Raw genomic sequence first — 13,879 nt, 5'->3', positions numbered from 1 at the left:
CGTTAAACACGATGGAGCGAAGAGACTGGCTCTTCGCTCCACGCAACACCTTCCGATTAGTTATGGTCGTAATCATGATCATGGTCGTATCCATGATCATAGTCATGACGGTCATGCGCAACATCGCTTCCCGGAGTCAGCGAGACGCCACGCAACACCTCGGCAAAGCCCGCCTGCCGCAGTGTATGGAACTTCTCATTTGCAGCTACGGTTGCATCGGTGTTCGACAACTTGTCACGAACTACAACAACGCGGTTCGGGTCCGCTCCCTGGTCACCGTTGCCGCTGACAGTCGATGTAACCGCCCACAGCGTCACATAGCCATCGCGGTCCACGTGACCGGTCAGATTACGGAGTCCATCTGTAGCAGGTGCCCACGGAAGGTTGGTAGCAGCGTTGTTGCCCGTTGGATACCTGGCAATCGTGTAAGGCGTTCCAAGCTCAAGACCAGTCTGCAACGTATACGCCAGGCTCCAGCTGCCGGTTGAGGAGTTGAAAACCCACTTCTGCAACCCAGCCGTCTTCTGTCCAGCGGCATGCGTGTACAGATCCGTACCACCAGCATAACCATCGCCTTCATCGGCAACGTACAACGTATCGGCATTCGCGAACCAGATGCCGAAGGGATAAGCAACCGGGTTGGCCGTCTTTGCCAGCGCAGTCGGGAAGCCGGCAAGGATGCACATATTGCTGGAAAGACCACTCGTCTGCAACGTGCTTGGGTCGTAGCTTACAGGCGAAATCGGAAGCTGTGCACTCGCAGAAGGAAGACCCACACCCTTCGGGCAGGCTGTACCGGTCGTGTCGATAAAGTACACCGTGTTGACACCGTTGCCGCCGCTTCCCTTCGTGAAGTAGACAACATTGTTGAAGACAGTCAGACCGCGGAAGTTATCGTCCTTACCAATCTTGTCGGCCTTGTCCCCAAGCTCTGTCACAGAGAAGCTGCCCACTGGAGTCGGCGTCTGCGGAGCCTGTTCATTTTCGCTTGCCAACGATGGATTGATCAGCTGCGCTCCCGCACCAAGAATGATGTTCGCAGGCTGTGGGTTGGACCCATTGCCAGCATTGCCGGACGTATAGAAGACGTAGGCTCCGTCCTTGTTGTTCAGAATGGCGGCGCGGCCATTGTTTCCGCTATAAGCGTTCGTCTCCGTATAGGTCAGCCTTCCCCAACGATCAATCGTTGCCACTGCACGATAGATCGAAAATCCAACCGGATTCGTCGGATCGCCTGCCCCCGGGGTATTCGAGTTCGACACATCCAGCGCATTGATCGGAGCCACATAGCCCATGAACGTAAGCACCCGGCCATCCGTCGAGAGGTTCAATCCCAACTCAGACTTCGAACTGAAGCTCGTCACCAGCTGATTGTCCCAGCTCTTAACATGACGCTGCGAGCTGTTGGGGATCTCGATGCTGTTGATCGGCCATCCAAATGGCGTCACCTGATCCAGAAAGATCTTCGAGGTAATTCCGAAGCTGCCATCGTACGTGTCGTTATTGAACACAAACGGATAGGTCCCGTCATAAGGAGCCCCCGTCAAGGCCGAGCATCCTCCTTTTGTGCTCGCACAATTTGGCGGAAGCACCGTGCCAACCTTTACGTTATTTGGATTGTTGTCATATACGCTGCGACTGATAACGAGATTGCCAGGAAAGAAGAATTTGTCACGATCTGTATCGCGATCACGGCCTTGAGCCTTTGCCGAGAATGTCAATGCGCCCAGCGAGAGAAGAGCAAGGCCTTTTGCGACTGAGAGAGTACGCTTCATCGAAACCTCCAAAGAATTCGCTAAATTGTGTACTGATGGCCGTCGCCGCTAAGACATACAGGACGCATGCCGCCGCGAAGAGTGCAGGACTTCACGCAGATGAAATACCTGGAAGCACTCACTGAGTGAGCCTAAATCTCAGATCCTTAGGCTTAGGTGAACTGTGTATGAAACGTCCTTAAGCGGGCCTTAAGGTCATTGGAACGCAAAGCACAAAGGCCCCGAAATCGGGGCCTTGCTCAGCATCATGGCACTTACTCGCCGGCAGTTATATTCGTGCGATGCGCTCGCCGCGCGATCACACGTCCATGCACGCGTTTACGCGATGGGGCTCGGCCATAACTCCACTCTCTGACCGGACCTACATCGACGTGCACAAACTGGTTTACGGGATAGTACCCCACGCCGCCCTCGTGCAGGCTGAGCGCCGCATCCCGTAACGCGATCGTCGAAACACCCGGCACGCGAATATCAATCGCCTTGGCCTGCATATGCTGGCTATGTTCCGCTACACCTGAGTTTGTGGACCGCGAACGCAGCAGGTTATTGCTCCAGGGAGTGCGATAGCCACAGACGATATCGATCTCGCCGTTAGGTCGCCCAAGCCGCTCCAGCAGCGAGTGCAGCAGGTCGAACTCCTTCGGGTCGTAGTGGCTCTCTGTCTGCGTACGGTGGTCGCGCAGAAAGTAGTTCAGCTTTGCGATGCCATCGGGAAGGTACGTGTCTCCGACACGGTAGACCACGTCAATGCTCTCGCCGGTGTGCAGGTGATGTAGCCGCAGGCGGTATGGCGCATTCGATTCCAAGCTCGGGACATCGCCTTTTATTTCCGGTACGCCAACCTTAGCCCGGGCTATTCCGCTCAAACCACACGAAACCGCCACCGTCAGAATTGCCGTTAGACCGAGCCTCAATGTCTTCAACATCCCCAAATCCCCACGAGTCCTGATTCACTCAAATCAACAACCACAAATGAGATTTCGTGTTTGCCATTCGGGCTATACCAGTTTATCGAATGCCCATGCAGCATGGCAGCCCCAATGCCTATCTGGCATGTAACTTTCGTGTAATACCCGTGTTTTTCGTGCTTTAGCTCTCAAATTCGAGACGCCCCATGCTCACCCCTTATAAACTGTTCACCATGGTGCTCGACCCCGTCCAGACACGTGTTCTCGGTTCGCTGATTGAAAAAGAGATCGTTACCCCGGAGAGCTACCCACTCTCGCTGAACGCTCTGGTCAACGCCTGCAACCAGAAATCAAGCCGCGAACCCGTTATGGAGTTAAGCGAAGACGAAGTTCGCCAGGCCTTGCATACGCTCGAAGACGAAAACCTTGTCTCCACGCTGCACGACTCCCGTGTCCCCAAGTACGAGCACCGCATCCGCACCGTGCTGAACCTGCGCCGCGACGAAACTGCCGTCCTCTGCCTGCTGATGCTGCGTGGCCCCCAGACCGCAGGCGAGCTGCGTGGCCGTGCCGAGCGCATGTACTCCTTCGACGACATCGCCGCCGCACAAGCGACGCTTGAGCGCCTCGCCAGCCGTGAGCCGGCTTCCGAATCGGATACCACCTCTACCGGTCCGCTGACCGTTCTGCTGCCTCGCCAGCCGGGATCGCGCGAATCGCGCTACATGCACCTGCTCTCCGGTGCGCCCGACCTGTCGTCGCCTGTTCCTGCTCGAACAGCAATACCCTCAGCAGGCGAGTCCGCCGACACCGCGCGCATTACCCAGCTTGAGCAGGAGGTTGCTACACTCACAGCCGCGCTTGCAGCTTTGCAGTCCCGTGTTGAGCGGCTTGAGTCACCGTCTTAAAACAAACTGTGCCCCCCGTTCTCCGAGGAGAGAATCGGAATCCGAGTCCCTGACCTATGTCGTCTAAGTCGAACCCGCAAGCAGTGCAAGCCTCGTTCTTCCCGGAACGGCAGGGCAATGGCCGGCGCCGCGACGATATACGCAACGAAGAACTGGCAGAGCTTGTCTCCCTGATCCCTGAAGGCATCGTCTGCCTTGATCGCAACTGGCGCATCACCCATGCCAATCCGGAAGCGCGGCGCATCAGCAACCTCGAGCCGCATCACATCGAGTCAGAATCGATGTGGGAGATGTTTCCCCACCTTGTCGGCACAGAGCTTGAGCGATGCTATCGCTCCGCGATGGAGACTGGCAGACCGGAACATCTCGAGCACTACAGCCCTCTCCGTGACATCTGGCTCGACATCCGTGTCTTTCCTATTCGCGGCGGCATCGCTGCGTACTTCCGCGACATCACCGATCACAAAGGCGCCGAGCTGCTGCGCGATTCGGCTTCGCGCCAGTTGCTGGCTGTGCTCGAAGCCACAACAGATGCCGTTGTTAGCGTCAACCGCGAAAACACCTTTACCTTTCTCAACCGGCGAGCGCGCGAGCTGCTGGCCGTAAAAGGCAACCTGATCGGCAAAGACGTGTGGGAAGAATTTCCCTTTGCCCGCGATCACGGCCAATATCACCACTACTTTCACCGCGCGATGAACGAAGGCATCCCCGGCGAATTCGAGGACTATTACCCGGAGCCGCTCAACAAGTGGTTTTCCTTCCAGATTCGCCCATCCGAAGAAGGCATTGTTGTCTTCTTTCGCGATATCACAGCGCGTCGCAAGGCCGACCTCACCTTCCGCAAACAGCAGGATCTCCTCTCTTCCATCCAGCAGGCGGCCCTGGTCGCAACCTGGGACGTCGAGCTGGACACGGGACAGGTCATCTTTGGCGAGGGCTCGTATCCCGTCTTCGGACGCCCGTTCTCTGAGCTGCCCGATCTGCAGGCCTTCACCCAGTTCGTCCTGCCCGAGTACGTTCCTATCGTCGCGAACCTGATTACCAGAACCAAAGAGACCGGCGAGATGATCGTGACCGACTTCCCCATCCGCGCTGCCGATGGCACCATCCTCTGGATCGAGTGCCGTGGCCAGGCACTGATGGTCGATGGCGTCGCTGTCCGCCTGCGCGGGCTCTCCATCGACATCACCAACCGCAAGCGCAACGAAGAGCGATACCGCATCCTCGCCGACCTCAATCCGCAGGCCATATGGATGGGAGCCGCCGATGGCTCTCTCACCTATGCCAACCAGATCTTGCTCGATTATCTCGGCTTCACCGAAGACGATTTCCAGGGCGAAAAATGGCTTCGCGCCTTTCATCCCGACGATCGCCAGCGCGTGCTCGCAGCCTGGAAGCACGCTATCGCCACCGGCACCGACTACGATCTCGAGGCTCGCCTCATTCGCGCCTACGATGGCCGCGCCCGCTGGTGGTGGGTTCGCGCACAGCCGCTGCGCGACGAGTCAGGAAAGATCATCAACTGGCTTGGCGTCAATATCGACATCGACGATCGCAAAACCTTCGCCGAAAAACTGCAACAACGGCAGGAGGAAACCGAGCGGCAGCGCGCCGAGCTCGAAACAATCTACCGCACCGCGCCCATCGGCCTCGCACTCTTCGACCCCATCGAGTTCCGCTACCTCCGTGTCAACGATCGACAGGTCGAAACCATCGGCATCCCTCGCGAAAAAATCCTCGGACGCCGCATCACAGACCTTATTCCTCTGCCCGGCATCACCGACGTCTTCCGCCAGGTCGCCGCCGGTAATTCGATTCGCAATCACATCTTCGAAGGCGAGCTGCCCGCACGCCCCGGAGAACACCGCTACTGGAACTGCAACTATTCACCAATCCGCAACTCAGATGGCCAGGTCGAAACCATCGCCGCCGTCGTGCAGGAGATCACGCATGAAAAGCGAGCCGAACTCGCTCTCGTGCAAAGCGAAAAGCTCGCTGCCGTAGGTCGCCTCGCAAGCTCCATCTCGCATGAGATCAACAATCCGCTCGAAGCCATCACCAATCTGCTCTATCTCATTGCCAACTCCGATAATCTGCCGCACGATGTCGCCGATTACGTTCATATCGCACAGAGCGAGCTATCACGCGTCTGCCAGATTGCTACGCAGACACTGCGCTTCCATCGCCAGGCCGTCAACGCAACCTATGTCACCGCCCAGGATCTTGTCGAAGCTGTCCTGAATCTCTACCAGGGCCGCCTGGCCAACTCCGGCATCCGCGTGGAAACCGGCTTCTCCACTACGCGCCGCATCCTTTGCCTTGAAAATGACATTCGCCAGGTACTGAATAACCTCATCGCCAACGCCATCGACGCCATGCGCCAGGGCGGCCGCCTCGTCGTGCGTGCGCACGATGCCTTCGATCTCATTGAAGGCGAGGGGCAGCGCATCGGCATCCGCATCACCATCGCTGACACAGGACACGGCATGTCACCCGAAGTCCGCGCTCGCATCTTCGAGCCCTTCTACACAACAAAGGAGCTCAATGGAACCGGCCTCGGCCTCTGGATCTCTTCCGGCATCGTCGAACGCCACCATGGCCGCCTGACACTCCGCAGCTCACAACACACCGTGCATCACGGCACCGTCTTCTCACTCTTCCTTCCCTGCCTCGATGCCGTGCAGAAGGATGAGCATGCCGATATCGCCTGATCCCCGGCGAGAACAGCCAGACTACATCTCGGCCCAGCGACGCAGCAGATTGTGATACACCCCTGTTAGCTGCACGCCAATCGGGCTTCCCGGCAGCTCAACGGCAAGCTTCTGGATCGCCTGGTCCATGTCGAAGAGCATCGTGCGATCGCCGTCGCTGCGAATCATGCTCTGAATCCAGAAAAAGCTAGATACCCTCGCGCCGCGCGTCACCGGCTCCACGCGATGCAGGCTCGTCGCCGGATACAGCACCATGTGCCCGGCAGGCAGCTTCACACTATGCTCACCATACGTATCCTCGACAATCAGCTCGCCGCCGTCATACTCCTCCGGAGGAGTCAGAAATAGTGTCGCCGACACATCGGTACGAATTCGCTGTGCGGTTGTCACAACCTGTCGGATCGCCGTATCCACATGGGTGCCAAAGTGTCCGCCGCCCGTGTAGCGATTGAACATCGGCGGGAACACGCGCAGCGGCAACGCCGCCGACATGAACACAGGCGAACGAGCCAGCCCCTTCAACACAATGTCGCCCAGCTCCACCGCCAGAGGAGAACCCTCCTGTAACTGCTGATTGTCCTTCACACGCTGCGCTTGATAACCCGCCGTCGTCTTCCCATCAACCCATGCAGCAGCATCCAGCTTTGCTCGCATCTGCGCCGCATCGTCAACACTTAATACATTCGCAATCGTGATCAGCATAAAGAACCTCAGTTGTTTATTGTTCAACGAAAACAAGCGGCAGCGCGAGAAAATCTCTACGCTGCCGCTCTCGTCCACCCACTAAAAATGCGCGTTGATTCCAAACTGCGCGTTGAAGCCCTCTCCAGGAATCAGGTGATTCGGATGTGGCTGGTCGATATAAAACTTGTTCGTCAGGTTGATCAGGTTTGCCTGAAACTCCAGCCTGTCGCTGATCGGCCTCCGCAGCATCATGTTGAACGTCCAGTATCCATTGATCGACTTGAACGCCAGTGGTATCTGCGAAACCGGCATCACGTTTCCCTGAGGCACCGCAATCATTGCCGTCGAGCTGGCGCGGCGAGGCCCAACAAAGTTACCGCCGAATCCGCCGACAAATCGCCACGGCAGATTATGCGTCACCCACAGATTTCCCGAGTTCCTCGGCACATTCGCCAGCGGAAAATTATTCGGCGAAATAAAGTAGGGATACAGACTAAACACCGGATCATTCGGTTTATACAGCGCGCCGAACGGAGAAGCATTCAGCACGCTATTCGTCACAATACCGTTCAGGTACGCATAGCCCATGATCAGGTCGAAATGCCCAGCCATGTGTCCTAGCACGCCTACCTGAAACCCCTGCACCCGTTGGTTGCCAACATTCAAAACGTTGAGCGTGTTGTTCGGGTCTGTCTCATACACGTTTGACTTGTTCGTACGGAAATAGGCGCCATTCAGGTTGAGCCTGTCGTGGAACAGATCCCACTTTGTACCCGCCTCGTATGTCTCGTTTTCCTGTGGAGCCTGCAGCGCATTGTTGGCACTCAGCGAGAGCGATTCAGCAGATGGATTGAACGACGTGCCGTAATCGAAATAAATGCTGCCGTTGTGCGCAGGCTTCACCACAACCGCACCGCGATACGTCGGCTGTTTGATCAGCTGCGAGGCCCCCGCATCCACAGACGTAGAGAAGTAGTCGAACCGAATGCCTCCCGAAAGCTGCAGCCACTGCGTCAGCTTCAGCGTATCCATTCCCGAAACGCCATACGCGTTCGACGTCACATAGGTACGCGCACCCACCGACTGAGGTGCCGGCAGAATATCTCGCGCATTCGGATTCAGCGCCGAAGCATAAATATTCGTCGCATACGTGATCGATTGCGGACGCGAACGCTCGCGTCCACCCTCTACCGTCACCACAAAGTTGTTATCGATCTTTCCAATCTTCAAATGCCCGATCGCCTGCGTCTGCTCCCACAGAATGTCTTCCGTCGAATTGCGCGCGATAATGGCACGTCTCACCGATACACCGCTAAGCGGCGTATTGACGTTGAAGCACGGCGTGCCTGCAATCGGGGAGCACGTCGCCACACCAACACCATTCGCCACTGCCAGTGTCGGCGTCGTGTTGATTTGCGGCTCGACAATCCGTATGTCGCGCGGATAGTTTCCCCACCGCAGCGTCGAGCGCACCAATAACCCGTTCGCAAAATCATGCTCGATCTTCCCCGTCACAACGTCCGGAGTCGTCTTCAGATAGCTATCCGATGCATAGCCATAAAAATTCCGCCGGCTGACCTTCGCCGTTTGCGCGCCAAAGTACGGCAGACCATAATCCGGCGTGCTGTTCTCGCCCTCATGCAGATACGCAATCGAACCACGCGTCGCTCCACGCATGCCAAACGAAATCACCGGAGCCACGCCGAACCGCTGCGTCTGCGCGTAGTCTCTCTCCGCAACGTTCGTCTGCTCACCCATCAGGTTCATGCGGAACGCCGCCCCTGGAATAAAGTCGTTCAGCGGCTCATTCACATCCGCCGTCAGCCGCCGCATCGCGTTTGTTCCCAGTTGCAGACCGCCGCGCACAAACTCCTGATCCTGCGGAAACTTCGACTCCTGATTCACCACCCCGCCCGTCGATCCGCGTCCGAACTCTACACTCGCCGGACCCTGCAACACTTGAATCGACTCGTAGTTGAACGCGTCGCGGTAGTACGAACCAAAGTCGCGAATGCCATCGATGAACATATCGTTGCGTGCCGAAAATCCGCGAATCGTCAGGTTGTCGCCCTGCGCTCCCGCCTCACCCGCAGCAACCGAAATACCCGGCACATTCCGCAGCCCATCGCGCAGCGTCGTCGCCGCCTGCTCCTGCATGATGAACTGTGGAACCACATTCACCGTCTGCGGTGTATCCAGCAACGGTTCGGTAAACTGCGCCAGTCCAATCGAATTCGCCGACGTCGACACATCCACCGACTCCTTAGCCTGCAGCCCCACAATCAGTGTCGATGCATTCTGCACGCGATAGCTCAACCCTGTCCCATCCAGCAACTGGCGCATGCCCTCTTCTTCAGGAAACAGCCCCGTGACCCCTTTTGTCTGGAACCCAGCCAACGTTTCATGCGGAATCACAACCTTCACATGCATGCCCGTCTGCTGCTCATATGCTTTAATGCCGTCATCCAGACCACCAGCTGCAATGTTGAACTTCTTCACTGGCAGATTTGCCGCAGGAGGCTCGCCCGCACCCGGCGCACCCTCACTCTTGATCGCCGCCAACGCCTGTCTGGTCGAGCCCATCACCGCATACGCAGCCAGTGTTCCCACCGCCAGCCAGCTGCGAGAACCGGTAAACCTGCGCCTCAACTCATTGCTTCTTGCGTCTCGCTTCATCGTCCATCTCCATTCGGCTAACGCCTTCGCACTCTTGAAAAAGGGCGCACGAAGGCAATAACTGCTCGACACCGTCTGCACGAAAAGCCGCACAGGCAGTGAAAATTACATCGATTGAAGAAATGGAGAAGGCGGGAAGCGCACGGTTGAAGACAGCACAACCACGCTCCTATAATCGCAGTAAATCTACCGTCCTAAGACTGTAGACCTCAGATCCTCGCGGTCTCCGCCAAGAGATTACCCGCGGGGATCTGCCTTCTACTCCACTTCACCCGTTCCCATCAGTGTGCTTTCACCTCTGACGAAAACACTGCAAAATCGCGATGTTTTGAATATAAGACAGGTTCAGTCCGATATCAACCAAAATATGCGACAGAATCAGTCTTAGATCGATATCCGAACAAAATTCCGCTTTTCGACTAATCATCCATCCTCGCCCCACGGCGACATGCCCCAAAAAGATCATCGCTTCCGAGCGACACCTCGTGATAAGGTGAGCACCGAATCCCCCTCAACGAGTACGCATGCAATCCTCTAAGCTCTGCTCCTCTGCCATTAAGCTCCTCTGCCTCGTTCTCTTTCTCACCATAGGCTACGCGCGCGCCACCACGATCCGGGTACCCGCCGACCAGCCGACGATTCAGGCCGGCATCGACGTCGCCTCGAACGGCGACACCGTCCTCGTTGCACCCGGGACCTATTACGAGAACATCGACTTCAAAGGCAAAGCCATCACCGTCACCAGCTCCGATGGAGCAGCGAAGACCATCATTGATGGCAGCAATGGCGGCTCTGTGGTTAAGTTCACGAATAAAGAGCTTCGCTCCAGCATCATCTCGAACTTCACCCTGCGTAACGGCAGCTTCTCTGTGGGGGCCGGCAGCACGGCAGGAGTTCTCATCGGAAGCTCTGCGCCAACAGTTCTCAACAACATCATCACATCGAACGTCTGCAGCGGCATCGACGTCGAATTCGCCGCTCCTCTGATTCAGGGCAACGTGATCAGCAACACAACAAGCGGCAACTTGCCAGGACAAAGCTGTGGTGTGGTCGGAGTCGTAGGGGTTTTGCTTGGCGGACGCTACTTCATACAACCCAACCTCTACCCTGTAGTGATCGGAAACACCATCGAGTCCAATCGCGTCGGCGGCGGAATTGAGATCTGGGCCGCCGATAACACGACGATCCAAGGCAATATCATCCGCAACAACAACAACGTTTCCAACTACGAATCAGGCGGTATCACTCTATATAACTCAGACGCCGTCTCAATCATCGAGAACCTGATTTACGGTAACTCTTCAGCCGCTCCTGCATTGCAGGGTGGTGCAGGAATCAAGCTCCTGCCCCCAGGGCAAAGTCTTGGCCCCTTTCTCGCCTTCATTGTTAACAACACCATTACAGGGAACTTCTCATCGCAGAGCTCCCCGAGCGCGACCGTTTCGCAGGTTTATCTCGAAGGCAATCTAGCGCAATATGTGGTCGTCAACAACATCATCAATGGAGCCAACTCCGGACCTGCCATGGTCTGCGGTACTGCTTACAACTATCTCAGCCTCACTCCACTCGTCTTCGACCACAACGACATCTACAACTCGCAAGGTCCAGCTTATGGCGGAGCCTGCCCCGACCAGTCGGGCAGCTACGGCAATATCTCCGCCGCTCCACTCTTCGCTAGCCCAGCATCTGGCGATTACCACGTCCTTCAGGGCTCGCCAACCATCGACGCCGGCAACAACAGCTCGCCCCTTCTACCCTCGAAAGACTTCGACAAAAATCCTCGTCTCGCGGATTCCACAGGAAAGGGCTATCCCATCGTCGACATGGGAGCATACGAATTCGCAGGCCAGCAGAACGCGAACCCAACGCTTCTCACGCTCACACCATCCACCTATGAAACCTACGGTGGTGGTTCTCTTACGCTCACCGCAAAGCTCACCTCTGCCAATGGAACACCCACCGGTCCAGTCACTTTCTTTGAAGATGACACACGGATTGGCGCTGGCCTCATCGACACAACTGGAACAGTCACCTTTGCTGTGCAAGGACTCGTACCAGGTGCCCATGCCTTTCTTGCAACCTACGCAGGGGAGAGCAGCTTTACCGCCGCAGTCTCGGTCAAGTTCTACGTCCTGATCGACAAGTACATTCCAACACTCAAACTCACTTCATCCGCCAATCCAGCCCTGCTCAACCAGCCCGTTACTCTCACCATCACGGCGACATCGCCCGACAATATTGTCCTGTCCCCGATCACTCTGACGGACGGCCAGACAACACTGACGACACTGACGCCCAACAGCAATGGAGTCGCAACGTTCACGACGAGCGCCTTCACGCTTGGAACCCACTACCTCAACGCCAGCTATGCCGGAGACACAGCGCACGCCGCCGCGAATGCTTTTCTCAATCAGGTGATCGCCAACGGCTACACCACTCCCAGCACCCTCACCTCTTCGCTGAATCCCGCCACCATCGGCCAGTCCGTCACCTTCACCGACACCGTCACCTTCAACGGCAGCGCGACAACCTCCGCTCCCGGAACCATCACCTTCTACGACAACAACGGCACAACCCTGCTCGGATCGCAGGCCATCACCGCACAACCCAATTCCACTGCGACTGCGACCTTTACGACCAGCACCCTGGCGATCGGTACACACAACATCAGCGCGGTGCTCAGCAGCGCCAACGCCTACGCATCGACGGCCACGCTCAACCAGGTCATCCTCGGGGTACCCACCACCACAGCGCTCGCCGCCTCACCCAACCCAACAGACGCACTGCAACCCGTTACCCTGAACGCCACCGTCTCCTCCGCCGTCACCACACCTGCGTTTACCGGCAGCGTCACTTTTTATGACGGCAGCACCGCTCTCTCTTCCGCTCCGGTCGACAGCGCAGGCCACGCCACCTACACCACGTCCTCGCTTGCCGGAGGCAACCACCTTCTCCATGCCGTCTACAACGGCGACACCACATTCGCCTCCAGCACCTCGTTCAACGTCTCCGAAACCATCCGCTTTCTCCCCTCCACGACAGCTCTCACGATCTCCCCCACTCCATCAGTCGCGTTCCAGATCTTCACCATGACGGCGCAGGTCTCGCCGCTTTCGAGCAGCCCCTCCAACGCTCCGGGGTGCAACTGCACCGTTACATTTACCGCGAACGCCCTTCCGGCAAACCTTCCTTCCGTCGTTACCGTGCCTGTCAACAATGGCCTCGCGACCTACCCGTTTGTCTTGCCGGTAGGGACGTACACCTTCACCGCCTCATTCAACGGCAGCACAGTATTTGCGCCCAGCAATTCGGCACCAGTCCAGCAGATTGTCGTTCCAGCCGCCACCACGACCAGCCTCACAGCGTCGCCGAATCCAGTGGTCCAAAACAAGACCCTCACTCTGACAGCCGTCATCGCCGCACCGGCCAGCGCTGACCTCATCGGCAACATCATAAACTTCTACGATGGCACGGCTTTGCTTAGCACTGCGCCTCTAAACACAAAGCCCTTGAGTAACACCGCTACGGTCACCGCCAGCACGAATACGCTCACCGCCGGCACCCATATCATCACTGCAGCCTTTGCAGGAAACTCCAACTTCCTGCCCTCTGTCTCAGCCCCGGTCACCGTCACCGTCACCCCGCAGGACTTCGCCCTCGCCGTCTCCAACCCCACCATGACCATCCAGACGGAGCACCATCTCGCCACGCGCGTCACGCTCACCAGCATCGGAGCCTTCGCCGACAAAATCTCCCTCGCCTGCGCCAACCTCCCACCGCACGCCTCCTGCACCTTCGACCCAGCCAGCCTGCAGCTTCTGCCCAACGGCACAGCCACCGCGAACCTCATCGTCGATACCGACGACGTCCACGGCTTCCGCTCCAGCCTATCTCCGCAACCACGCCCAGGAGCTCACCCGCTCAACCCCATTGCCTTCGGCTTCCTGCTGCCCACAGGATTCCTCGCCCTGCCCCTCCTCTCCCGACGCCGCCGACCCCTCCCACACCTTCTCCTGCTGATCGGAGCCATCGTCGCAGCCACCTTATCCCTCACCGGCTGCGACGGACTCTACCCTGCCTCCACCGCTCCCGGCATCTACACCATCCAGGTCACCGCCGCCGGAGCCACTTCAGGACTCAGCCACTCCACGTCAATCCAGATAACCGTCACCAAGTAACGGCGAACTTCGCCGATCCATGGAACAGAACTACAAAAC

Annotated in this window: 7 protein-coding genes; 3 read left to right on the top strand and 4 right to left on the bottom strand. The window is 57.5% G+C overall.

Annotation, left to right across the window (positions count from 1 at the left end):
- Window positions 1–56 precede the first annotated feature (56 nt).
- Window positions 57–1,775, bottom strand: coding sequence for a hypothetical protein (locus KFE13_RS12415; RefSeq protein WP_260703432.1), 1,719 nt, complete (start codon window positions 1,773–1,775; stop codon window positions 57–59).
- Window positions 1,776–2,029: 254 nt separating this feature from the next.
- A complete protein-coding gene (locus KFE13_RS12410) occupies window positions 2,030–2,701 on the bottom strand; it encodes a DUF882 domain-containing protein (protein ID WP_260703431.1) in 672 nt (223 codons plus the stop codon).
- Between the two features lie 188 nt (window positions 2,702–2,889).
- On the opposite strand from KFE13_RS12410, the gene KFE13_RS12405 reads away from it, so the two are divergent.
- Together KFE13_RS12405 and KFE13_RS12400 are read left to right on the top strand one after the other, a co-directional pair.
- Complete coding sequence (locus KFE13_RS12405; RefSeq protein WP_260703430.1) at window positions 2,890–3,591, top strand: YceH family protein; 702 nt, start codon at window positions 2,890–2,892, stop codon at window positions 3,589–3,591.
- Between the two features lie 56 nt (window positions 3,592–3,647).
- Entirely contained in the window at window positions 3,648–6,302 is a 2,655-nt protein-coding gene (locus KFE13_RS12400; protein WP_260703429.1) for a PAS domain-containing protein, read from the top strand.
- Between the two features lie 21 nt (window positions 6,303–6,323).
- Here KFE13_RS12400 and KFE13_RS12395 read toward each other — a convergent pair whose 3' ends face one another.
- Both KFE13_RS12395 and KFE13_RS12390 read right to left on the bottom strand, forming a co-directional pair.
- Window positions 6,324–7,004, bottom strand: coding sequence for a Fe2+-dependent dioxygenase (locus KFE13_RS12395; RefSeq protein ID WP_260703428.1), 681 nt, complete (start codon window positions 7,002–7,004; stop codon window positions 6,324–6,326).
- A gap of 81 nt (window positions 7,005–7,085) precedes the next feature.
- Window positions 7,086–9,662, bottom strand: coding sequence for a TonB-dependent siderophore receptor (locus KFE13_RS12390; protein WP_260703427.1), 2,577 nt, complete (start codon window positions 9,660–9,662; stop codon window positions 7,086–7,088).
- Between the two features lie 524 nt (window positions 9,663–10,186).
- Here KFE13_RS12390 and KFE13_RS18615 point away from each other — a divergent pair.
- The gene (locus KFE13_RS18615) at window positions 10,187–13,840 is read left to right on the top strand and encodes an Ig-like domain repeat protein (protein WP_313900644.1); all 3,654 of its coding nucleotides are present in this window, start codon (window positions 10,187–10,189) and stop codon (window positions 13,838–13,840) included.
- The last annotated feature ends 39 nt before the right edge of the window (window positions 13,841–13,879 follow it).

The sequence above is a fragment of the Edaphobacter flagellatus genome (assembly GCF_025264665.1).
Lineage (GTDB): Bacteria > Acidobacteriota > Terriglobia > Terriglobales > Acidobacteriaceae > Edaphobacter > Edaphobacter flagellatus.
Note: the sequence above shows the minus strand (reverse complement) of the source record. Positions and strands in the feature narration are given on the sequence as shown.